Below are 23990 nucleotides of genomic sequence, written 5' to 3' on the forward strand. Positions count from 1 at the left end.
CCCTCCCTATTCCATGGATTTACTTTCAAGTGCTTGAATGTAGATGGCTTCATACTCTGACATGATCGTATCGGAGTGAAAATCAGTATTGGCCCTTTCCAGCGCAGCTTCAGAAAAGCGTTTATGTAAAATCGGGTCGCTTAAAAGTCCAACCGCTTTTTCAGCAACCATATTGACATCTCCCAATTCACAAATATAACCAGTCTTCCCATCAACGATAACTTCAGGAATTCCCCCGATATTCGTCCCGATACAAGGAACTCCACATGCCATCGCCTCGAGCAGCACAAGTCCGAAACTCTCTTTTTCCGATAACAGGAATATCAAATCACTGATTGAATATAATTCGGCAAGGTTATCCTGCTTACCAAGAAACAAGACCGAATCATCGATTCCAAGATCTTTAGCCAATTTCAATACGGTTGTCACTTCTGGCCCGTCTCCTACAAGTAGAAGCTTTGCAGGCATTTTCTTTTGAGTTAAATAAAACGCCTGGATAACGTCTTTCACTCGCTTGACCGAACGGAAATTCGAAACATGGATGATCACTTTTTCATCTTCACTGATTCCGTATTCATCCTTAAGGTAATCGGAATTAGATTTATGGTAATCTCTCTCATCAATAAAATTATAGACGGTTTTGATTTCCTTATCCGGCGCGATTAATTCGTGCGTCTGCTGAACAAGGGAATTAGATACTCCTGTAACGACATCTGATTGCTCTATCCCGAATTTTATTAAATTGGTCAATGAGGGATCATGGCCTAATACGGTTATGTCCGTACCATGCAGTGTGGTTACGATCTTTACTTCATTACCTGACATCTGCTTTGCAAGGATCGCACAAACAGCATGTGGAATTGCATAATGAACGTGAAGGATATCTAATTTCTCCCGTTTTACGACATCCGCTATTTTGCTAGCAAGAGCCAGGTCATATGGTGGATATTGAAAGACTGAATACGAGTTCACTTCAACCTGGTGATAAAAAATATTACAGTACATCTTATTCAAGCGAAAAGGGAGGCTTGAAGAAATGAAATGTATTTCATGTCCTTTTTCTGCAAGCATCTTACCTAATTCAGTTGCTACGACACCAGAACCCCCAACTGTAGGGTAACAGGTAATTCCAATTTTTAATTTCATAAGCTTATTTTTCTCCTAACAAGTCGGCATCGATCAGTAACGGTTTTTTTGTCATGAATCCCTCCGCATAGGCGACACCCACTTCTTTACCGAACATCCGCTCCCGTGCCTCTACAGTCTCGATATAGCCATTAACTAGCGGTGTTTCTACAGATATTTGACTTTTTTCGAATTGGCTGCCATATGCCCTGAGGCTAACCAGCTTTTTCGAAATTGTAGAAGTGATGTCCACGACGAAGTCCGGTTTGTGAAACCCATTGATCATATAATAGTACATATTTTGGACACGATGAGAATCCAGGCCTTCTTCTTCCATATACTTTCTTACTCCTGCCGAAAAAACTGCTTCCTCCACTAATTTGGCACAGTTACCATGATCGGGATGGCGATCTTCCAAAAATGGTGCAAATACAAGGGCAGGTTTATATTGGCGAATGACCGTAATGATTTGATTTATGTATTCCGCTTTCATGTATAGTCCCCGGTCGGGTAAATCAAGGGAAACCCTCGTCACCCCAAGGATTTCAGCAGCCTTATGCGCTTCCTCTAGCCGCAATGAAACGGTTCCATTGGATGACATTTCAGCTTTTGTCAAATCACAAATGACAATTTTCCTGCCTTGTTGTACATATTTAGCGATTGTGCCGCCCATACCGATTTCAACATCATCCGCATGTGCGCCAAAAGCCAGGATATCTATGTTACTTTTGTTTTTCATTTATCTCACCTTGTTTTTGCCGTAGTTTAAGCCAGTCCATATACCCATGTTTCAATCCTTGTATCAGCACTTCTGCCGTGCCCATATTTGTCGCCAAGGGAATTTCATATACATCTGATAGTCGTATAAGCGCCGATACATCAGGTTCATGCGGCTGTGATGTCAAAGGATCGCGGAAAAACAGGATCATGTCCATTTCTCCGCGTGCAATCATTGCACCTATTTCCTGATCCCCGCCAAGAGGTCCTGAATGAAAACGATGGACAGGCAGTGATACTTCTTCCATGATTCTTTTCCCGGTTGTACCTGTTGCAAATAATTCATGCTGCTCAAATACAGCTTTATAGGCTGTTACAAATCGAATGATATCTTCTTTTTTCTTATCATGGGCAATTAAGGCAATTTTCATCGTAAATCCTCCTGATCCCTATTCGATAATATTTTCCAGGCCGTATACAAGAACATCCAATTTCATGACGGTATCGACAGCAAGTTTGACTCCTGACATGAAGGACGCTCGATTAAACGAATCATGCCGAACCGTCAATAGCTCTCCATCACTTCCAAAAAGCACCTGTTGATGGGCAACCAGTCCCGGTAGCCGTACACTGTGGATATGCATGCCATCTACATTTGCACCTCTTGCCCCCTGGATGGTTTCTTTTTCATTAGGGTGCCCCTGTTGTTTTGTTTCCCGTACCGCTGCAATCATGTCTGCCGTTTTGGAAGCAGTGCCAGAAGGTGCATCCAGTTTTTGATCATGGTGCATTTCTATGATTTCTACATCAGGGAAATACTTTGCAGCCATTTGGGAAAACTTCATCATCAAAATGGCCCCAATTGCAAAGTTTGGCGCGATGATGCAACCAATGCCCTTTTCTTTTGTTAATGAATCCAGTTTCGCTAAATCTTCCTTAGTAAAACCAGTCGTTCCCACTACAGGGCGGATACCATGATTAAGTGCCGTTTCGGTATGGAACATCCCCACTTCCGGTGTGGTCAAATCGATCAATACGTCCGCCTTTATAGAAGAAAAGCATTCATTTATATCTGAAAAAACCGGCGCTTCAATACCGTGAAAACCTTCTATCGCGGAGATGCTTTCCCCGTTATGCTTGCGATCTATGACAGCTGCCAATTCAAACCCTTCTGTCCTATGTACAAGTTTCACCGCTTCATTTCCCATTCTGCCACGTGGACCAGCTACAATCACTTTCACTTTACTCATCTTTACCTTCCTCCTCCATTTTCTCTTCTTTTCTTGTCCATCTATCTTTATCGCGGGTTGTAAACTTTTCCATGACCAAATCATGCGAGTTTTGAAGGTCAATCCCTAAAGAATTGGCAAAACAAATCAACACAAAAAGCATGTCCCCTAATTCCGCTTCAATCGAATTCTCTTCCTCAGTTGCCTTCTTTGGTTTTTCACCATGGTAATGATTGACTTCCCTAGCTAATTCACCAAGTTCTTCAGACAAGCGGGCGAGCATGGCCAGAGGGCTGAAATATCCTTCTTTAAATTGTCCTATGTATTGGTCGACTTCCGCTTGCATTTGTTGGATCGTCTTATGCTTTTCCATATCGTCACCCATTCTTGATTTTCGTTTTCAAACACCATACCTTCTCCATGTTAGCTAAAAGTGAAACAGAAGACAACAGATACGTTCGCGAATCAAAATTGCCCATAGTTGGTTAATTAGTTATAATAAGTAAATTGATGATATGCAAACCTTTGGAGGTATGGGACATGCTTTTGGGCTTAAAAATGAAAAATATTATATTCATCCTTTTTGGGGCTGGAATATTCGCCTTTGGCCTCGTGCATTTTAACATGCAGAACAACTTGGCCGAAGGCGGATTCACCGGTCTCACCTTGATTATATATCAACTTATCGGGATAAATCCTTCTTATTCTAATTTGATTTTGAATATTCCCTTATTTTTAATAGGGTGGAAATATTTAGGGCGTACATCTTTCTTTTATACGATTATCGGCACTGTCGGCCTCTCCGTTTGGCTTTGGATATTCGAGAAATACGAAATTGATATCGATCTCGGAAACGATTTGATGCTGGTGGCATTGTTTGCCGGGGTTTCTGTTGGTGTCGGGCTGGGCATCATCTTTCGCTACGGCGGGACAACAGGCGGAGTGGATATCATCGCCCGTTTTGCCCATCGTTACTTGGGGATGGGCATGGGACGGACCATGTTCATCTTTGATGCCATCGTCATTGGCCTGTCCATCCTAACCTACCTTGATTACCGGCAAGCGATGTATACCCTCGTTGCCGTATTTATAGGTGCCAGGGTAATCGACTTTATGCAAGAAGGAGCCTATGCTGCTAGAGGCGCAATGATCATTAGTGATAAAAACAAGCAAATTGCTGAAAAAATCATGAATGATATGGAGCGGGGCGTAACCGTATTAAGGGGATATGGGTCCTTTACACGCAATGACCGGGAAGTACTCTACTGTGTTGTTGGTAAAAATGAACTAGTCCGCTTAAAGACTGCCATAACATCGGTGGACCCTCATGCATTTGTATCTGTAAGTGAAGTGCATGATGTATTGGGTGAGGGCTTTACCCTTGATGAAAACAAGAATCCCATTGAAAGGTAATCCTTTTATTTGTGGCATACCGATGGAATGCAATCCTTATGAATATTGCCCTACTAACTGAATTTTATTAGCGATGTGAAGCAAATACTTTTAAAAATAAAAAAGGACCCCATCCCAAGATGGTGTCCTTTTTCAATTAATCCTCTTCCCTCATCCCTGTATACATAAGCAGAAGACGAACTAATTCCAGAACGGCTACAAGAGCAGCAGCAACATAAGTCATCGCAGCAGCACTTAATACTTTTTTCGTTTCCCGTTCTTCATCATTCCGGATGACCCCAACGGAAACGAGTTGATCCATCGCCCGAGAAGAAGCATTGAATTCAACAGGCAGGGTTATCACTTGGAACAATACAGCGGCTGCCATAAACGCGATACCCGCCAATAACAACCCAGGAATTGAAGCTAACATCCCGATTAAAATCAAAATCCAAGATATGTTAGAGCCAAAATTAGCTACCGGTACTAATGCATGGCGGAAACGCAAGAATGCATATGCTTCTTTATCTTGAATCGCATGTCCAACTTCATGGGCTGCAACCGCTACACCGGCAACTGAATGGCCGTGATAATTATCAGATGATAAACGCACCGTTTTATCCCTTGGGTCATAATGGTCCGAAAGCATTCCAGGTGTCTCTTCGACCCTGACATTGAACAGTCCATTTTGATCCAAGATGGCCCGCGCCGTCTCAGCACCATTCATACCAGAAGAGGCCGATACCTTTGAATATTTTTTATATGTTCTTTTCACTTTCATTTGTGCATAAATCGGGATTAAAATGATAATCGCCAAATAAATGAAATACATGGTATCCTCCTATAACTATTATTACTCTTAATTCTATGGATTGAAGGCAACCGTGTCAAATATAGTGTTCTCTTCCCGTGTCTTTTTAATCATTATGTTCTTTCCTTGGTTTTTCCCTATCACCTTTATATTTTCTCCAGCCTACATATGAAAGCGTCATGATAATGATTGAGCCTGTCGATATGATGACCCACCAAAGGGAAGGATCTGCATCATCTTCCCCCATTTCATCAAAAATGGTGCTTAGTTCGTTTTGCAGCGCATCCAGTTCCTTTTGACTTTCTCCATCACTGATTACCTCCGGACGGTATTGGTTGATGTATTGGATTCTCGTGTCCAGTTGCTGCATCGTTTCTTTAGAAAGGTCGACTTTCAAGCTTGGATATATCATTTCATATTGTGATAGGAATAAGTTCAATTGGCTATTGAATGTAATTGTGTCTTGATTGATCGCGGCGTTCTTTGTTTGCTGGAAAGAATTCATCATTTGATCCTCCATCTCTGTCCAAAGGGGCTGATGGGTAGACTTGACCGCATCAACAACAAGCCGGAACTTTGTAACAGAATTAACCTTTTCGGAATCTCCCTTGTTCATATCCTTTATTGTCATCAACGCCTCATTATGAGCTACAGTGATAATTCGAAGTTCGTCCATGTCAAGGATCTGCTCTTTCGCTGTCTCTTTTAAAAACCGGTCAGAAAAAAACGTCAGCATCTTTTCCGAATCTCCATATCGCTTCAACTTGGTCATTTCCAAGGCTCTATCGGAAATGTCATCTAATTGCTCCAAACTTGAAGAGGATGCTGCATAGACAGGGAAATGTAAGACGACAAATAAAACAGCAATGGTTAATATGAATTTTTTCAACATGCTACTCGTCCCTCCTCATATCTCTACTAAAACGATATGAAAGAAAAAACATGAGTAGACCTCGTTCAACATAAAAAAGTTAACCCTGCCTTTACAAAGCTGTATTTAGAGTTAACTTTTTAAGGGATGAAGGATAGGGTGATTCGCTTATTTCTATATCCAAAGTACCAGCCGACAAAAATGGAAAGTATGCTAAGCCAAAAAGTGAAATAACCTATCGAATTCATATATACCAATAAATCACGGTATATTGGCATCATTTCAAAAACATAATCGATTATGTCATTATGTATGGTCCAAATCCCTGCCACTATCATATGCCAAGGTTTTATTCGATAAAATGGTGCATATAATACACCTTGAATCGCCATCCCCAAATGAGAAGCCATTAACATATAGCCTTCCCATGGCAATGAACCTGTCGTCACGAAGGTCATCAGATTCATTACAACTGCCCATATGCCATATTTGAATAGTGTCATTATCGCCAATGCTTCCATAAGTCCGAAATTCCTTCTTAATAGGAACCCCACTAAAACAAATACAAAAAACAGGCTGGCAGTCGGGCTATCCGGTACAAATGCCAAAAAAATCGCCGGTGTGTTTTCCAATTGACTACCGTACCAATAATATCCATAGGCAGTTCCGAATATATTTATTAATAATAACAAAGCGAGCATTTGCCGATTTGCAAGCCAACTGTAGATAATATTCATTCTTTTACCCTCACTTACATTCTCATGTATACTCATTTTACAGGCCATCATCCAGAAAACCAAGTATTCATTTCAATTTCTTCTCATTAACACTTCAATTTACCAATAAAAAAGCCGACAACCGTGGTCGTCAGCTTCTTTTGCAGCATATGAAAGAAAATCTGTTGATGGCTATATTATTTTGTCGATAAACCTGATACAAATTCAGCTAATGTTTTCAATTCTTCATCTGTACCTTTGAACATGCCAGCTGGCATGGCGCCCTGGCCTTTGACTGCGATCTTAGAGATTTCTTCTGGCTTTAAACCAGTGTCAATTAAGCTTGGTGCTCCTGCTCCACCAGTTAATTCTGCTCCATGACAGCTGATACAGCCATTAGAATCCATCAATTTATACCCATCGCTCTCTTTATCTATGTCTGCGCCTTCCACGATCGCACCCTGCTTCTTGGAAGCTTCCCAATCGTGATGGGCTGCGGACTCCCATGTTAAATAGAAAACGCCGGCCATTGCCAATAACATGAAGCCTACAGCAAAAGGACGTTTCGCCGGGCTCCGCTCTGGACCACGATCTAGAAAAGGTGCCAAGAGCAATGCCCCGAAAGCCAAACCAGGTATTACCATGGACCCGATTGCATTATAAGGACCTGAAGCATAGGTATACTTAAGTAATTGGTAAAGGAATAGGAAATACCAGTCCGGCAGCGGAATGTACCCTGTATCTGTTGGATCTGCTATCCTTTCCAATGGTGACGGATGCGCGATTGTCAGGCAAAGATAACCTACAAGAAATACAGCTCCTACCATCCACTCTTTTAAAAGGAAATTAGGCCAAAATGCTTCAGTTTTCCCAGGATATTCTGAATAATCTTTCGGAATATTCGGTTTACGGTCCGCGGAGATACGCGAGTCACCTACGAATTTCATACCTTTCCCACGATGCATTGAACAATTCCCCTCCTTTATGAAAAGGTTTTTTTGGTTTTTGGCTCACCATTCTTTTATAGTGGACCTGAAATACCTTGTTTTCGGATCATCAGGAAATGAGCCGCTAGTAAAGCAAATAATGCTGCTGGCAGGAAGAATACATGAATTGCAAAGAATCGTGTCAATGTCTGTGCTCCAACGATGGTTGGATCTCCTGCTATCAATGTCTTGAGTGCCGGTCCCATCAATGGTACCGAATCGACAATTGTCAAAGTAACTTTCGTTGCGAATAGCGCTTTCATATCCCATGGCAATAAATAACCAGTCAAGCCTAATGCCAGCATGATGAAGAAAATCAATACGCCGACCATCCAGTTCAATTCACGCGGTTTTTTGTAAGCTCCCTGGAAGAAGACACGAAGAGTATGTAGAAACATCATAACGATAACTAGACTAGCTCCCCAGTGATGCATACCACGGACAATTTGACCGAAGGCAACTTCATTTTGCAAATAATAAACAGATTCCCAAGCGTTTTTAATATCCGGGACATAGTACATCGTCAAGAACATGCCTGACAAGATTTGGATGACCGTAATAAAGAAAGTTAACCCACCAAAACAATATACGAATGCAGAAAAATGATGTGCGGGGTTAACATGTTCAGGAACCTCATGGTCAGCAATATCCCGCCATAATGGCGTAATATCTAAACGCTCGTCCACCCAGTCATATAACTTTGTTAGCAATGTTTACGCCTCCCCATGCGGTTTTAGTTGACCCAAATAAAGTATTCCATCTTTTTCTTTCGTGTCAAAGACATCCAATGGTGAAACCGGCGGTGTCCCTTTCACATTCACCCCATCTTTCGTATACCTGCCATAATGGCAAGGACAGAAAAATTGATTCGGATTAGTCTTATCCGTATTCCAACCTACTGTACAGCCTAAATGTTTACAGATTGGAGATAAAGCAACGATCTTACCATCATCCGTTTTGTAAACCCATGCTGTATTTGTTTCTTCAGACTCATACCACCCATCGACCTGTTTAAAACTAAAGTCGACACGGGTTGGTTCGGTAGTCAGTTCACTTACCTTCTGTTTAGTTGCAACGTAATCCCCGCCTTTATCAGCTGATAATACAGGATCAATTGCAAACCTAACCATAGGCATCAACATACCGGCCGCCATAAATCCACCAACGCCAGTAAGTGTGTAATTAAGGAATTGACGTCGTGAAACATTATGCTTGCTCATGCGTTTTCCCCCCCTCTATTACTATACTGAGAGCCCAAAGGACCAATAAATAGCGACACTATAAAACTAGGACATTTCCATGATATCTCAATAATTTACCAAGGTCAATATTTGTAAAACCCAAAAGGTGGCAACAATGTGTCAAATAATGCGAAAAATCCTACTTTTTTTCATTTTTCCAATTATAAGAGAAAATATCAAGGATTTGGATAACTTGCTGATTAATCATTTCCCTTGCTTGTTCAATTTCAAGCCCATCGAGGGGGATGGCAGGAATCCATACTAAATTATTTTCTAATTCCCGCTCTTCCTTTTTCCACTCAAAATCCGATGTAAGAAAAAAAACATGCTCGAAATCATTTTCTTTCACTTCATTGGCCCAACGCTTTAACCGCTCAACCTTATCCATTTCATCACTTATATAATGAAATGTTGGCAATAAAAGAATTCTTCCTTTCATTTGCTTTTCAATTTCCAAGCTTAAAATGGTAAGAAATTCATTCATTGAGCCAGATTGCTTCATTTGCCCTTTAAAAGATAGGGGAACCAAAGGAATCAAAACGGTATCCACATACTCTTTTGACTGCATATACATGTCAAGATCTTTTGCTGTCCACTTCATGTTTTACTTCACTCCCGATTTTTTGAATCAACTCCTTTTCATTTTACCATTATTTTTATAACATCTTTACCATATACCCATAGTCTTTACAAAAATGTGGATTTTATCAATTTTTTATAAAAAATAAAAACCTTTCCTGATTACGGAAAGGTCAATTTATTTTATCCAAGTACTTTTAATTGATTCAATTGTTCTGTTAAGTACTTAAATGCTTGTTCATCATGCTTATCAAGTGCTTCATCGATTTCCTTAAGCAGTCGGTCCCTTTGAAAATACAACATGCTTCTTTCTAAAAATTGTTCAGCCAGCAGCTGATCTTTTTCATTCGATGCAGTTGATTTCGGCATGAAGGGATTGTGCTCGAGTACCGCTGCATATTGATAGGAAGAGTAAGACGATTTAAAATTGAGCTGAATATAAATATCTTCATCCCGATTTAAACGGATATCATGAAAAGATTTCTCTGCATCGGTCGTCATGATATTGGACTTATAGAACCTGAAAGGGACTTCATCCACACAATGTGTCGACATGATCAGTCCACGTGGGCAATATTGTGCATTTTCTACAAAATGAACCTTTTTCATTAGTTGATCATGACTCATTAAGTAATTCAATATCCATACGCATTCTCTTCGTTTCAATTGATAATGATTTAAAAACCACCGAATAAAATCCTTCTTCTCATTCACAGAAACAGGGGCAGCCACCATGAATTCCCTCCTCTGTCTTGATTTAGTTTTGTTTCACTTATCTACATTTCATCCGTGCTTTCACCTAGCCGCTCCAAAATCATTGCATACTCATCATTCGCCGGGTTCATCTCAAGCAGCTTATTAAATACTTCTCTAGATGTGGCTCTGTCTCCTTCTTCAATTAAAAAGAAACCATAATCTTCAAGGAAATCTTGATTGTTCTTGAATGAATTATATGCTTTATGATAACTGGTTAATGACTCTTTAAATTGTTCGGTTTGTTGATAAGATACAGCAGCTATCCATTCAAACTGCGGATCATCCTCTCCATATCGCCTTACTTCACCAATACACTCCAATACATCTTCATACCTTTCGTGGTGCATATACAATTTCAATAGAGTGAGTGCAGCTTCCAGGTATCCCGGATCAATGGCAAGTGCTTCTTTAAATAGATTTTCCGCCTCTTCATCAATCCCGCTTTTCAAGGCTATTTTTCCACCGAAGAAGTAAAGTTCCTTATTGAATTCATCAGCCTTGATTCCTTCTTTGACCGTTTTCAAGGCATTTTCCAAATCTTCAAGATGTTCATAACTCTTTGCCAGGTACAAATATAGAGAATGGTATTCATGATCTAATTCTTTCAGTTCAATAAACTTTCGTACGGCTGTCTCATAAAGGCCTGCCTGAAAAGCTGTAAATGCATATTCAAATAGGGTATTGATTTCAAGTCCATCCTGTAAGGCCTTTTCAAAGTGCGGAAGGGCCTCCTCGAACTTCCCTGAACTGCTTAATGCTTCAGCAAGCCTCTGATTGACATTAACACCAGCGATTTCTTGTTCATGTTCCAAAACCTTTATGTAATTTGCAATGGCTTCCTGATCCCTTCCTTGATGAAAGAACAGTTCAGCTAGTGCAAAATCAATGATGATCTCATCTGGAAGCATTTCCTTGGCTTGCTGTAATTTCCGTTCGCTGACCTCATCCATCCCCTGTAATTGATAAAGGTCCGCTTCCAAAAGCAAAGCACTTGGATATACTTCATCATCTGCACTTACTTTTTCAAGCATCAGCATCGCTTCATCTTCCTGGTCCATGTCAATAAGGATTTCCGCCAACGAAACAATCAATTCTCCTTCATTGGGATAGAGTTGCAGCAGGTGTTCAAAAAGATCCTTTGCCTCCTCCGCAAAACCAAGCTGGAGCATTTCTTCGGCCAGCAACAATATGTCCTCTGCTGACTCTGATGATTTAATTCGATTTATATGTTTAAGAGCTTCTGTTAATTCCCCTTTTTTTAAATGCTGTATAACTTGTTCCACTGAGTTCATTGTTGAATCCTTCCTTTTGCATGATAGACTTGGTCCCTAGTCATACACACTCACGTCATAATGTAACATATTCTTCCATTAAGAACAAAATACCATGTAATCGCGAGATGCATAGTAAACAGTATTCACTAGTTTACCATACTGTAGCCCTGTATTCCATTGATGAAGTCCCCTCCCATTCTCATTAAAAAAAGGTTACTAGTTAATTCTCCACGCTACGGTAAATCTCCTTTTTGATCATGAACCCCTTTTTCATTATTTTCATGACCATACAGGTAAAAAAAAGCCCGAATGTTAGCGCTTTCAACACTTTTAAGCATTTAAAAAAAGTTTACAGACCAAATAAGGTATGTAAACTTTTTTTATATTTACTTTATCAATTGGCTCAAATGCCCAAAAAATTGTGGATATGATACATCTATGGCATCAGGGTCAGCAAGTTCCACTTCCCCATCCGTTATCAAAGCCGCTACAGCAAGCATCATCCCGATACGATGATCTCCATGGCTTGTAACCATACCTCCATTAAGGGCTTTTCGTCCTTTGATGATCAATCCGTCTGCTGTCGGGGTTATATCTGCCCCAAGGATGGAGAGCTCATTTGCAACAGTATCAATTCGATTCGTCTCTTTCACTTTAAGTTCTGCAGCATCCTTAATTGTCGTTATCCCTTCAGCCTGTGTTGCCAGAAGTGCAATTACCGGTATTTCATCGATGAGACGGGGAATTAGATCACCGCTGATGGTCGTCCCTTTTAGTCGGGAGCTTCTGACAGTGATGTCTCCTGCAGGTTCACCCTCGCTCGTCTTCTTCTCTATCGTAATATCCGCCCCCATCGATTTCATGACTTCGATGATTCCAGTCCTTGTCGAATTAAGGCCCACATTCTTTAACACCACTTCACTATTTTCCGTAATCGCTGCAGCCACCATGAAGAAAGCCGCCGAAGAAATATCACCCGGCACATGGATGGCGGTCCCTTTGAAGACTTGGTTTCCGCTTACTTTAATCGTTTGACCGTCCTTTTCGATTTTCCCGCCAAACTCTTGGATCATTCGTTCTGTATGATCACGGGTCTCTTCCGGTTCGATAATGATCGTTTCACCTTCTGACTGTAAACCAGCCAAGATTATCGCTGATTTTACCTGCGCACTTGCTACAGGCAATTCATAGCGAAACCCTTTTAATTTGCCACCTCTTATGAAGAGCGGGGTGTATTCGGCTCCTTTTCGGCCGTCAATGACTGCTCCCATCTGACGAAGAGGGTTGACTACCCGGGTCATTGGACGTTTGGCTATCGATTCATCACCTGCCAAAACGGCCGAAAATTGCTGTCCTGCCAAAATGCCCATCATTAACCTGATCGTCGTACCAGAATTTCCGACATCCAGTACAGATTCAGGTTCCTTCAATCCATTAAAACCTTTGCCTTCAATTTTAACGTTCTGGCCATCTTGTTCAATATGGACTCCAAGCTGCTTAAAACAGGAAATCGTACTTAAACAATCGGCTCCTGGAAGAAAATTAGTGACTGTCGTTTCCCCTTCGGCTAGTGCTCCGAACATTATCGAACGATGGGAGATCGACTTATCTCCAGGTATGGCAATCGAACCACGTAATGTCTGGATGTTCGTTTGTAATTTTTTTGTATTCATAAAACCATCCTTTCCTATCAAAATATTATGCCAGGATCGTTTCATAATCTGTATGTCTAGAAATACACTCCGCAGCTTTTATGCGATCAACGTCCGTTTGAAAGCTGATGACCAGCACACCGTATATCTCTTCCCTGGTTTCAATGATCCTTATGTTTGTAATACTGATACCTTCTTGAGCCAAATATCCGGTAATCTCAGAAATTATTCCGGCATAATCCGGTATATCGATATATAAATCATAAAACGCTGGTATGGCGCCTTTTGCATGTGTTGGCAAATCATCCCTGAAAATCTTGGCATCGGTAAAGAATCGAAGGATTTCTTCACTATCTTCATTCGCAACCAGACCTTTTATATGCTCCATTTCATTCAGCCAATCATTCATTAATTCAAGTAGCACATCCCGGTTATGTAACAAAATGTCACGCCACATTTCCGGACTGCTTGAAGCAATTCTTGTAATATCTCGGAATCCGCCTGCTGCAAGCCTTGAAATCAACTTGTTTTCCTTACTGTAATTTTCTGCCTGTTTAACGAGCCCCGATGCGACAATATGCGGAAAATGACTAATGACCCCAGTCAGCTTATCATGCATGGCAGGACTCACAACCAGAAAGTTAGCTCTTGTCCCTTGCAGCCACCCTTTCAGCTGCTCAACTTTTTCTTCTTCAATGGAATCTCCGGGAGTAAGCAAATAAAATGCATGTTCGAATAAATGCAATTTGGCTGCCCCAGCGCCGCTTTTATGGGAACCAGCCATAGGGTGCCCCCCGATGAAGGCCACCCCTTTATCTATCAATGGTTTTGCTGCCTTAACGACTGTATCCTTCGTACTTCCTGCATCCGATATGAGGACATCACTCTTTAACTCCATATCGGCCAATTGAGCTAAAATCTTCACGGTTTCATTGACAGGCACAGCAAGTAGAATCAAATCAGCTTCACGTGCTCCCGCTTCCAAAGATGATACAGAATCATCAATGATTCCCAATAGCATCGAAAGTTGAATATTCTTTTCACTTAGGTCCGTACCAACAATCACGGCTTCAGGATGAGCATGGCGTACAGCCATGGCCAGTGATCCGCCAATTAGACCTAGACCTATTACAAAAACCTTACCCTTCACTCTTCTCTCCCCCGCATCTTTTATGCTCCTCTAGGTTTGATGAAACGTTAAAGCAGCGAATCAGAAGGTGCCTCAACTTCATTCAAAAAAGTTCTAATAGCATTAATCATTTTCATTCAAAAAAGTTCTAATAGCATTAATCATTCCTTCATTTTCTTCAGTGGAACCAATCGTTACCCTCAGGCTGTTAGGAAAACCGAAAGATTTCCCCGACCTTGCGATGTACCCGCGCTCAAGCAAATATTGAAACACCACATCGGCATCCTGTTTAAAATGGATAAAGATGAAATTACCTTGTGACGGGTAATAAGCTAAATTTTCCTTATTGCAAAATTCATAGTACCGCTTGAGCCCTTTTTGATTTTCTTCCTTGCATTTTTCAATGAAGGCCTGATCCTCCAAAGCAACGATAGCAATATTCTGTGCGAATGTGTTCACATTGAATGGTTCCCGGGATGGATCTAGTTTCTGAATAATATCCTCATCCGCCAAACCGTACCCTACCCTAAAACTGGCAAGTCCATAAATTTTTGAGAATGTCCGGAGTATGATCAAATTTTTATATTTATTAATCCATTGATTCGTTCTCGGGTAATCCTCAGCCGTTGCATATTCACAATAAGCTTCATCCAAAACGATAAGAACATCTTCCGGCACTTTTTCGATGAACGATACTAAGTCCTGTTCCGAAATGTATTTACCAGTTGGATTATTTGGTGTACAAAGCCAGACTACCGCCGTTTTTTCATCTATTACTTTAAGCATTCCTTCTAGATCATGAGCACCGTCAATATGAGGAACTTCCCTGATTTCCGCACCTTCTAACGTGGCATTATGGCGATACTGCGAAAAAGTGCCTGTTGCCATGACCGTATTCTTTCCAGCTCCCAAAAGACTCCTGGAGATGATTTGAATGTTCTCATCAGATCCATTTCCAAAAATAAGCTGCGTTTCTTTCACACCTGTATGTTTTGCAACAGCTTCCCTAAGCATCGTTGCATATCCATCCGGATAGATGGCAAACGAATGGGTTGAATTCCTAACGGATTCCTTGACCTTTTCCGAACAGCCAAAAGGATTTTCATTTGAAGCTAATTTCGTGATTTTTTCCAGCCCGTATAATTTTTTCACTTCATCAGTGGATTTTCCCGGTTGATAAGACTTCAAGGAAAGGACCGCTTCATTCCATTTCATGTCAATCACCTCTATATATTTTTATCACTTTAAAGTAAGAAAGTGCGAGAATAGTATATCATATTCATAGATTTAAAATCATCTTATATCTGCTTTGTCAAATCTGGCCGTAGTACCGTAGCCCCTGCCTGGTATACATGATGTATCTCTTTTTGAGATTTCGTCGTATTTACATGGATCATGACCCGGATGCAAAATGGCAAGGAATTGCTCACCGGTATTTCTTTCATGCATGTAACCGGTACATATGTCCAGCCTTCGAATTTCCTCAAGGCTTTGGCAGGGAAGACAGAACGAATCTCTTCCGTAGCAGAAAAAAATACAGAAGCTACCATATCGGGATCAATCTCGTTGACCTGAATGATCTCTGCCATCAACTTTTCGGCAGCTGAAATCACTTCCATTTCTGTGTCTCTCTCTACTGTAGTGGCACCCCTTATTCCTCTTATCACACATAGTCCCCCTTCTTCAGAACTCTATATCATATCCGCCATTTCCTCAATCAGCTCAGAGTCAGCTATATCCATTAATAGCGGTGACCCCACTTCGTTTAGCAGAACAAAGGTAGCTGCATCATTGACCGATTTTTTGTCTGTTTTCATTAAATCAAGCAGCATTGCATGTTCAAGTCGGGTTGGAATGGTTATTTGATAACCTAAAGAAGAAACCCAGCCAATAAACTCATCTAGCTTAAAATCGAGATCCACTTTCTTTCTGCTTAATTTAAGAGCATATACCATCCCGATTAAAATTGATTCCCCGTGCGTAAAGTTTCCGTATCCCATTGAACTTTCCACTGCATGTCCAAGCGTGTGACCAAAATTCAAAAAGGCACGAATGCCATTTTCCTTCTCATCCTCTTCGACAATTTTAGCTTTAATGCCAATTCCTTTTGTAATCATTGTCAGGAATTGCTCATCCGTTATCTCATTCAAATCAACAATATTCGACTTTAACCATAGATAAAATTCAATATCTGCTATCAAGGAATGTTTAATGACTTCCGCAAAACCTGACCTTAATTCTTTAAGAGGCAGAGTTTTAAGAAATTCAAGATCATAAATGACCGCTTCAGGCTGATGAAAGGCCCCAATCATATTTTTCCCTAGCGGGTGATTGATGGCAACCTTACCGCCCACTGCACTATCATGGGCGAGCAAAGTCGTCGGAACCTGTATAAATGGAATCCCTCTCATAAAAGTGGCCGCGACGAATCCAGCCAAGTCACCGACTGCACCACCGCCAAGGGCGATGATCAATGACTTGCGATTAATCTGATGGGATAAGCAGAAGCTTTGGCATTCATAAAACACATCGAAAGTTTTAGCATGCTCCCCTTCTGGCACTACATGATGCAGGACCGGTTTTCCCGTCTTGATCAGGGCGTTTTTCACAGTCTCCAAATGAAGTGCCGCCACTTTCTCATCAGTTATGATTAGAATCTTGTTAAGGTGATTTAATTCATGTGTTATTAATTCTGGCAATTCATTTATTGCCTTCTTGCCAATTAAAACCGGATATTGCTTGGAAGCCGTTTTTATTTGGATGGATTCCATGATTTAAAACCCCTTTACTTCTTCCCGATATGATCTCATGTATTCTGCTAATTGCTCATACCGATCTGAAGGGAATTGATCAACGATGGCAGCCGCCAGCTCCCATGCCACTACCGCCTCAGCAACTACTGCTGCTGCAGGAACCGCACAACTATCGGAACGTTCGACACTTGCTTCAAACACTTCCTTCGTATCAATATCAACACTTTTCAAAGGTTTATATAAAGTCGGGATCGGCTTCATCACACCGCGTACAACTATCGGCATTCCAGTTGTCATACCACCTTCAAAACCGCCAAGGCGATTGGTTTTCCGGTAATAACCCTGACCTTCGTCCCATGCAATTTCATCATGGACATCACTGCCGAATAGATGGGCCGCTTCAAAGCCAAGACCTATTTCCACACCTTTAAATGCATTGATGCTCATTATTGCTGCGGCTAGTTTTGCATCAAGCTTACGGTCATAATGCACATAACTTCCCACACCCACCGGCATTCCTTCTACAATGACTTCAACGATTCCGCCAATGGAATCTCCTTTTTGTTTCGCTTCATCAATTGCATCCTTCATTTGCTGCTCTACGTTTTTGTCAAAACATCTAACAGAAGATTCTTCCGTTACTTGTTGCAATTGCTGAATCGTTTCGTATTTTGGCGGTTCTGCCTTCACTCCGCCAATTTCCAAAACATGCGATGCCACTTCTATCCCCAATAATGACAATAGCTTTTTAGCGACAGCACCTGCTGCCACCCTTACTGTCGTTTCACGGGCTGAAGAGCGTTCCAGAACATTTCTCAAATCGCGGTGCCCATATTTAATCCCGCCGTTCAAGTCGGCATGACCAGGACGAGGCCGGGTGATTTTACGTTTAATTTCTTCAGCTTCCTCTTCTGAAAGCCCTTCACTTCCCATAATCTTTGTCCAATGCTTCCAGTCATCGTTCTCAACCACCAAAGCAACCGGTGAACCGAGTGTGTAGCCATGTCGGATTCCCGAAGAAATAAATGCCTGATCTTTCTCGATCTGCATCCTTCTTCCACGTCCATGCCCTTTTTGCCGGCGCCCTAATTCTTGATTAATATCCTCATTCGAAATCGGCATTCCTGCCGGTAATCCTTCAATGATAGTAGTCAGTTGCGGACCATGTGATTCTCCCGCTGTTAAATATCTCATCTTCCAGCCCCCTTTTAGCACTTTAAAGTGTATATGTATCAATATACCACAACTTTATGAAATGTGGGTATATGTAAAACGTAAAAACCATATTGTTTGAATTTAATCACTTTTCTCTCTATTTTACAAGTACTTAAACATTTTCGATATGGTTTAATCTTTCAAATCTGAGTTCTACTGGATTTGCTATTACACAACAAACGAAAAGGGACTGAATGCTCATGTACAGAATCAGTCCCTTTTTATCCAAAGTATTTACTTTTTCTTATAAAAAAATGTGTCGACCGTTTCAAATTGATATTTTCCTGGGGTGAATATTTGCTCTGTACTTCCTACAAAAAAGACCCCGCCGCTTTTTAGTGATGCACTGAATTTTTCATATAATAAATTTTTGGCTTCTTCAGTGAAATAAATTAAAACATTGCGGCAAACGATTAAATCGAATCCCATTTCGAACCGGTCAGCGAGAAGGTTCTGCTTTTTAAATGTCACCCTACTCTTGATTTCATCATCGACAAGATAAAACTCCGCCTTTTTTTCAAAGTATTTCCTTTTGATTTCTTCAGGTACTTCATTTAAGGAACGTTCAGGATACACCCCCAATTTCGCTCGCGCCAATACATTTTCATCCAGATCCGTCGCCAATATCTTTATCTGGCTAAGTGGAACCAGATTGGATAATATCATTGCAATCGTATATGGTTCCTCGCCAGTTGAACAGGCCGCACTCCAAATTTTCAACTTTTTTTTGCTTGATAATAATCCAGGAAGGATTTTCCGCTCCAACACTTCCCATTTTTTCGCATTTCTATAAAATTCGGAAACATTGATTGTCATTCTATCCAAAAATTCATTTAAAACTCCTGGATTGGTTTGAATGGCTTTAAAGTATTCACGAAATGAATGAAACCCTCTTTTTTCATATAGAGTTGTTAGTCGCCTTTTCATTTGCCCTTCCTTATATAATGCCAAATCAATGCCTGTCAACATTTTGATATTACGAATAAACTCTTCATATTCTTGAGGCATTCCTACGACTCCCCTGCACATAATTATTTTAAGTGGTCCTTCCCTTTATATATCGGAGAGTGCCATATTTTCTTTAAACTAACCTTGCCGGGAAACTAAATAAGCTATACAAAAAAAAGCGGGTTCCATCGCATAATGACGATGGAACCCGCTTTTTATAGAGTGATCGTATTAATTAATAAACCCACTCGCTTACAAGTTTAGAATACTCAACAATTTCTTCTTCTTTGAAGAATAAACCAATTTCACGTACAGCGCTTTCAGCTGAATCAGATCCGTGAATGATGTTTTTGCCGACAGTTACGGCAAAATCGCCACGAATTGTTGCTGCTGCTGCATCTTTAGGGTTAGTCGCACCCATCATTTGACGTGCAGTAGCGATTACGTTTTCACCTTCCCAAACCATTGCGAAGACAGGACCTGAAGTAATGAAGTCCACTAATTCGCCAAAGAAAGGACGTTCTTTGTGCTCGCCATAATGTTGCTCGGCCAATTCTTGAGAAATCACCATTAATTTTGCTCCTGCAAGAAGGAAGCCTTTCTTTTCAAAACGGGAAACGATTTCACCGATTAGATTGCGTTGAACGCCGTCAGGCTTAACCATTAAAAATGTTCTTTCCATGAATGTCACTCCTAATATGTATCATTGTTATTTGCCTATATAAGGCAATACTTTTAGAATATTACCATTGTTTGATGAGTTTCGCAACTCCCATTATCAAAACTTTCTTTTTCCGATATTTTTCGCGATGTCCGATAAAGTTTTTCTAGCTTTAATGGCAGGGAGGCCTTTCAATTCAGTAAAAGCCTTTTCTAAATACATATCACTGATCCTCGCTGCCTGTTCAATGGCACCGGAAGTTTTTATCGCATTGATTATATTGGACATTTCGTCTTTTGGCGTATCTTCCCGAACTGTTTCGATAAGCTTTTTTAACTTTGGATCTTCCATAGCAATCAAAACGGGCAAAGTGATATTACCTTGAATCAAATCACTGCCGGCTGGTTTCCCAAGCTCTTCTTCCGAAGCCGTAAAATCCAATATATCATCGGTGATTTGATAGGACATACCGACATAATATCCGAATTTAAATAGCTTTTGATGAACCCTTTCTTCAACACCTGCTGAAATGGCTCCCAACTGGCAGCTGGATGCAATGAGCAATGCCGTTTTCCGTTTGATCCTTCTAAAGTAAATCCGCCAATTCTGTTCGAAATTGTACTTATCTTTTATTTGTTCAATTTCCCCAAGACATAGTTCAACCATAGTATCTGCGAGAATTTGATGCGCAAGCGGAGACTCGATAACCGCCATCATTTCCAGTGCACGAGCAAAAATGAAGTCGCCTGTGTACATGGCGACACGATTATCCCATTTTGACTTAATGGTAGCCGATCCCCTGCGTAAATCCGCATCATCCACAACATCATCATGTACAAGGGAGGCCGTATGGATGAGTTCCAAAGTCGCTGCGACATGCTTTACGACATGAATATCATAGTTGCCAAACTTCGCACCCAATAGGACGAATACCGGACGGATCCGTTTTCCACCGGATTGCAGTAAATGCAGGGAAGCTTCCCTTAAAACCGTGGAATCCGCTTCAATTGCGGCTTCCAGTTCTTTTTCTATTAATTGCAAATCTGCATTCAAAAATGAATACATCATTTTAAATTTCATACATTCCACCCAGCTTTGTCCATTGCTATTCTGCTTATTTTGAAGGCTTGTACCCGAAATGTGTTGCTGCTACCCCACCGAAATGGGCCTTATAACTGACATTTTCCATTCCTGCCTGCTTAAACATGTTTTCAAGCTTTTTCATGCCTGGGAAATCCCGGGCTGATTCCTGCAGCCATGAGTATTCACTATAGCTTTTTGCGAATAATTTGCCGAACATGGGCATAATGAAACGGAAATAAAAATTATAGCCCTGTTTAAAGCCTAGCATCGTTGGCTGTGATGTATCCAGGCAAACGACCATTCCACCCGGTTTGGCTACACGGTTTAGCTCTTTAAGCACTTTCATGTAATCAGGGACATTCCGCAGCCCGAAACCAATCGTGACATAGTCAAAGCTATTATCCTCAAAAGGAAGTTCCATTGCATTCCCATGCATTAGGGAAACTTGATCTAGATTGAGATCATTCACCTTTTGTTCACCGATTTTCAGCATGTTCTTACTAAAATCCAGACCAACAACCTTTCCTTCTGGTCCTACTTCATTAGCAAGGGCAATGGTCCAGTCCGCTGTTCCACAGCATACATCCAGTGCATGGGCGCCTTTTGGGACATTCATGATGGCCATTGTAGCCTTCCGCCATTTAAGATGCTGTTTAAAGCTGATGAGGGAATTCATCTTGTCATAATTTCCGTAGATTTTTTCAAAGACATGATGAACTTTTTGCTCTTTAGACTGCTCCATGATTCACCCTTCTTTCACATATGAATTTGCTATACTCTCTGTTTGTTCCAAGATGGCCTTCACTCTTTCCAGTAGCTCATCATCCAACTTTGCAAGCTTCCGCATCGAGCGCTCTACGGATTGCCTTGCGTCCCACAGGCACTTGTCGAACTGGGTGCGTACCTGTTCTTCTTTTATGGAAGCTTCCCCACCAATCGAGTCATCAAAAGTCATTTCCCTTAGGACATCAAAAACTATCGATTGACCCGACTTCATATAACTGCACTTCTCGGCATGCAACCGTTTTAAAAGCAGCAGATCTTCCGATAGTTCCATCCAGGCAGGCTCACTATAATAATCCCCCAGTTTATGAATCAGCGAAGCCTCGATCGCTTTTATCGTCATTAAAAGCGTTGGTACATCATTAATGGAACCTTGTTGGTAAAGGATGATTTTATTATCATTTATTTTTTTTATCGCGCTTGAAAGTATACGGATCATATCAACATTACCAACACTGGCAAGCCCTTGATAATATAAGCCGCTATAGTAATCTCCGGCAAGCACTTGTAATTGACGATTTTTCAATACCTCGGGCGACTCGATTCCTTCACCCGAATTCGAGACGATTTCATGGGTATCCAGAGCTATTTGCACTAACATGGTTGAACTGATATATTGATTCCGTTTTTCGCTTGTAACGTCCAAATCGTTAAACAATCCCCAAAGCAATATCAGTTTATCTTCGTCCAAGCTTGGCTTTTGTATATACTTCAATAAATATGGATGTTGAGCTTTCGTTTCTATTAATCGTTTTAATTGCCTTATGTCGTCCGTTATGTTTAACAATTGAGATCACCCTTGCATCCCCGAAAGATAATTTTTTTCATACATATTGGTTTCTGTCTGTGTAAAATACACATTATTATACCATAAAAACAATCAGATGAAATGGTCAACGTTTATAAAATGAAACTTCCAAAAGTAAGGAAACCATCGTCTTTTGCTCTTCAAAAAAATGGATGCGGGAAATTTACAGCTTGTTAAACCCGATATCAGATGATTGATTTACTAATTAACCAAGCATTGAGAAGCTATCATTTGACAGGAGAATTCTTTTTGGAATCACTTTCTATCTCTCCGAATGGAGTATAGACCTTTGCATGGCCCCTGATTTTAATTGCCGAGGTATGTTCCGTGAATTGTGCAATCATCACCTCTCCTGAGTCAAGTTTTTCGGAGTGATGAAACTTGGTGTCCGTTCCCCTTGTCAACCCGATGACATTCACACTATCCTCAATGGCTTTGATTACGACAAAATCATTCAGAATCTTTTTTTCATTCATTTTTTCCTGCCCCCATGTCCTTAGTCTTTAATGAATGCCAGCACTTCAGCTCTAGTACGGTGATCCTTCGCAAACGTTCCCCTTACAGCTGAAGTCACTGTTTTAGATCCGGGTTTTTTTACACCGCGCATGGTCATGCACATATGTTCAGCCTCTACTACAACCATAACACCATGAGGCTCGAGCTTTTCCATTATCGAGTCAGCAACTGTAGAAGTGATGCGCTCTTGAAGTTGCGGACGCTTCGATACTGCCTCAACCGCCCGTGCCAATTTACTTAAGCCAGTCACTTTTCCGTTTTTCGGAATATATGCTACATGGGCTTTCCCGTAAAAAGGGACTAAATGATGTTCACATACTGAGTAAAACGGAATATCCTTTACAAGTACGAGTTCTTCATGGTCCTCCCCAAAAACAGTATCGAAATATTCCTTTGGATCTTGATTAAGTCCAGAAAAAATTTCTTCATACATTCTAGCTACACGGCTAGGAGTATCCAGCAGTCCTTCCCTCGTTGGGTCTTCCCCTACAGCCTCAAGAAGCATTTTAACTGCTTCTTCTAATTTGGCATGATCAACATTAGCCATTTTTTGTACCTCCTAAAAAATCAATAATATTATGTATTCAGATAAAAAATCCAAGGCGTTGCACCCGGATATCCATAATTGCAATTATTAAAGCGACCCTTCCCCCATACATTGACGCCCTTTAAAGACAGTTTCACCGGAAGGGGTATTCGGATGGTCATTTCCTTGTGACGGATTTACCATCTGCAGCGTTTCGAA

General features: G+C 40.9%; 28 protein-coding genes. 1 reads left to right on the plus strand and 27 read right to left on the minus strand.

The genetic code is table 11. The features are described from left to right. Positions 1-6: 6 nt before the first annotated feature. The 5 genes from bshA to J7J00_RS07135 are packed head-to-tail and all read right to left on the minus strand — an operon-like array spanning position 7 to position 3444. Entirely contained in the window at positions 7-1146 is a 1140-nt protein-coding gene (gene bshA / locus J7J00_RS07115; RefSeq protein ID WP_214789328.1) for an N-acetyl-alpha-D-glucosaminyl L-malate synthase BshA, read from the minus strand. A gap of 4 nt (positions 1147-1150) precedes the next feature. After that, the gene (bshB1, locus tag J7J00_RS07120; RefSeq protein ID WP_214789331.1) at positions 1151-1864 is read right to left on the minus strand and encodes a bacillithiol biosynthesis deacetylase BshB1; all 714 of its coding nucleotides are present in this window, start codon (positions 1862-1864) and stop codon (positions 1151-1153) included. Next, positions 1848-2273 carry a methylglyoxal synthase gene (locus J7J00_RS07125; protein ID WP_214789334.1) on the minus strand — a complete coding sequence of 142 codons (426 nt, stop codon included), beginning with the start codon at positions 2271-2273 and terminating at the stop codon, positions 1848-1850. Before J7J00_RS07125 ends, bshB1 begins: the two co-directional genes overlap by 17 nt. Before the next feature lie 18 nt (positions 2274-2291). Next, positions 2292-3092: a 4-hydroxy-tetrahydrodipicolinate reductase gene (gene dapB, locus J7J00_RS07130; RefSeq protein WP_098370765.1), complete on the minus strand. Its 801-nt coding sequence runs from the start codon at positions 3090-3092 to the stop codon at positions 2292-2294. Further along, entirely contained in the window at positions 3085-3444 is a 360-nt protein-coding gene (locus J7J00_RS07135; RefSeq protein WP_098370844.1) for a nucleotide pyrophosphohydrolase, read from the minus strand. Before J7J00_RS07135 ends, dapB begins: the two co-directional genes overlap by 8 nt. Before the next feature lie 167 nt (positions 3445-3611). On the opposite strand from J7J00_RS07135, the gene J7J00_RS07140 reads away from it, so the two are divergent. Next, on the plus strand, positions 3612-4484 hold the full coding sequence (locus J7J00_RS07140; protein ID WP_214789339.1) for a YitT family protein: 873 nt from the start codon (positions 3612-3614) through the stop codon (positions 4482-4484). A gap of 136 nt (positions 4485-4620) precedes the next feature. Here the strand turns inward: J7J00_RS07140 and J7J00_RS07145 are convergent, their stop codons facing one another. From J7J00_RS07145 to folE, 22 genes are all read right to left on the minus strand, one after another. Continuing rightward, the gene (locus J7J00_RS07145) at positions 4621-5295 is read right to left on the minus strand and encodes a zinc metallopeptidase (protein ID WP_214789342.1); all 675 of its coding nucleotides are present in this window, start codon (positions 5293-5295) and stop codon (positions 4621-4623) included. Between the two features lie 85 nt (positions 5296-5380). Then, entirely contained in the window at positions 5381-6166 is a 786-nt protein-coding gene (gene ypjB / locus J7J00_RS07150) for a sporulation protein YpjB (RefSeq protein ID WP_214789346.1), read from the minus strand. A 119-nt stretch (positions 6167-6285) separates the two neighbouring features. Then, positions 6286-6882 (minus strand): lipoprotein heptaprenylglyceryl N-acetyltransferase LhaT, encoded by a 597-nt coding sequence (gene lhaT, locus J7J00_RS07155; protein ID WP_214789349.1) that lies wholly within the window; start codon positions 6880-6882, stop codon positions 6286-6288. Between the two features lie 176 nt (positions 6883-7058). Further along, positions 7059-7826 carry a menaquinol-cytochrome c reductase cytochrome b/c subunit gene (locus J7J00_RS07160; protein ID WP_034307972.1) on the minus strand — a complete coding sequence of 256 codons (768 nt, stop codon included), beginning with the start codon at positions 7824-7826 and terminating at the stop codon, positions 7059-7061. Positions 7827-7882: 56 nt separating this feature from the next. Beyond that, the gene (gene qcrB, locus J7J00_RS07165; RefSeq protein ID WP_053346766.1) at positions 7883-8557 is read right to left on the minus strand and encodes a menaquinol-cytochrome c reductase cytochrome b subunit; all 675 of its coding nucleotides are present in this window, start codon (positions 8555-8557) and stop codon (positions 7883-7885) included. Between the two features lie 3 nt (positions 8558-8560). After that, positions 8561-9067, minus strand: a complete 507-nt coding sequence (locus J7J00_RS07170) for a QcrA and Rieske domain-containing protein (protein WP_214789353.1) — start codon at positions 9065-9067, stop codon at positions 8561-8563. Positions 9068-9227: 160 nt separating this feature from the next. Next, positions 9228-9689 carry a YpiF family protein gene (locus J7J00_RS07175; protein ID WP_214789357.1) on the minus strand — a complete coding sequence of 154 codons (462 nt, stop codon included), beginning with the start codon at positions 9687-9689 and terminating at the stop codon, positions 9228-9230. Between the two features lie 161 nt (positions 9690-9850). Continuing rightward, positions 9851-10402, minus strand: coding sequence for a ReoY family proteolytic degradation factor (locus J7J00_RS07180; RefSeq protein WP_214789360.1), 552 nt, complete (start codon positions 10400-10402; stop codon positions 9851-9853). 41 nt (positions 10403-10443) lie between these two features. After that, entirely contained in the window at positions 10444-11715 is a 1272-nt protein-coding gene (locus tag J7J00_RS07185) for a tetratricopeptide repeat protein (protein ID WP_214789363.1), read from the minus strand. A gap of 368 nt (positions 11716-12083) precedes the next feature. After that, positions 12084-13370 carry a 3-phosphoshikimate 1-carboxyvinyltransferase gene (gene aroA, locus J7J00_RS07190; RefSeq protein ID WP_214789369.1) on the minus strand — a complete coding sequence of 429 codons (1287 nt, stop codon included), beginning with the start codon at positions 13368-13370 and terminating at the stop codon, positions 12084-12086. A gap of 25 nt (positions 13371-13395) precedes the next feature. After that, complete coding sequence (locus tag J7J00_RS07195; protein WP_141993566.1) at positions 13396-14499, minus strand: prephenate dehydrogenase; 1104 nt, start codon at positions 14497-14499, stop codon at positions 13396-13398. Positions 14500-14601: 102 nt separating this feature from the next. Next, positions 14602-15693, minus strand: a complete 1092-nt coding sequence (gene hisC, locus J7J00_RS07200; RefSeq protein WP_214789372.1) for a histidinol-phosphate transaminase — start codon at positions 15691-15693, stop codon at positions 14602-14604. Positions 15694-15776: 83 nt separating this feature from the next. Beyond that, a complete protein-coding gene (aroH, locus tag J7J00_RS07205) occupies positions 15777-16145 on the minus strand; it encodes a chorismate mutase (RefSeq protein ID WP_076365659.1) in 369 nt (122 codons plus the stop codon). A 24-nt stretch (positions 16146-16169) separates the two neighbouring features. Then, positions 16170-17249, minus strand: a complete 1080-nt coding sequence (gene aroB, locus J7J00_RS07210; RefSeq protein WP_214789375.1) for a 3-dehydroquinate synthase — start codon at positions 17247-17249, stop codon at positions 16170-16172. A 3-nt stretch (positions 17250-17252) separates the two neighbouring features. Continuing rightward, positions 17253-18425, minus strand: coding sequence for a chorismate synthase (gene aroC / locus J7J00_RS07215; protein WP_098370778.1), 1173 nt, complete (start codon positions 18423-18425; stop codon positions 17253-17255). Positions 18426-18680: 255 nt separating this feature from the next. Further along, entirely contained in the window at positions 18681-19454 is a 774-nt protein-coding gene (locus tag J7J00_RS07220) for a CheR family methyltransferase (RefSeq protein ID WP_214789378.1), read from the minus strand. Between the two features lie 175 nt (positions 19455-19629). Beyond that, on the minus strand, positions 19630-20076 hold the full coding sequence (gene ndk / locus J7J00_RS07225; RefSeq protein ID WP_076365651.1) for a nucleoside-diphosphate kinase: 447 nt from the start codon (positions 20074-20076) through the stop codon (positions 19630-19632). Positions 20077-20172: 96 nt separating this feature from the next. After that, on the minus strand, positions 20173-21135 hold the full coding sequence (hepT, locus tag J7J00_RS07230) for a heptaprenyl diphosphate synthase component II (RefSeq protein WP_214789379.1): 963 nt from the start codon (positions 21133-21135) through the stop codon (positions 20173-20175). 34 nt (positions 21136-21169) lie between these two features. Further along, entirely contained in the window at positions 21170-21880 is a 711-nt protein-coding gene (locus tag J7J00_RS07235) for a demethylmenaquinone methyltransferase (RefSeq protein WP_214789380.1), read from the minus strand. A 3-nt stretch (positions 21881-21883) separates the two neighbouring features. After that, on the minus strand, positions 21884-22708 hold the full coding sequence (locus tag J7J00_RS07240; RefSeq protein ID WP_214789384.1) for a heptaprenyl diphosphate synthase component 1: 825 nt from the start codon (positions 22706-22708) through the stop codon (positions 21884-21886). Between the two features lie 248 nt (positions 22709-22956). Further along, positions 22957-23205, minus strand: a complete 249-nt coding sequence (gene mtrB / locus J7J00_RS07245) for a trp RNA-binding attenuation protein MtrB (RefSeq protein ID WP_214789398.1) — start codon at positions 23203-23205, stop codon at positions 22957-22959. A gap of 20 nt (positions 23206-23225) precedes the next feature. Then, the gene (gene folE / locus J7J00_RS07250; RefSeq protein ID WP_076365641.1) at positions 23226-23792 is read right to left on the minus strand and encodes a GTP cyclohydrolase I FolE; all 567 of its coding nucleotides are present in this window, start codon (positions 23790-23792) and stop codon (positions 23226-23228) included. Positions 23793-23990 lie beyond the last annotated feature (198 nt).

It is taken from the genome of Bacillus sp. ISL-4 (genome assembly GCF_018613275.1).
GTDB classification, from domain to species: Bacteria; Bacillota; Bacilli; order Bacillales; family DSM-1321; genus Peribacillus; species Peribacillus simplex_E.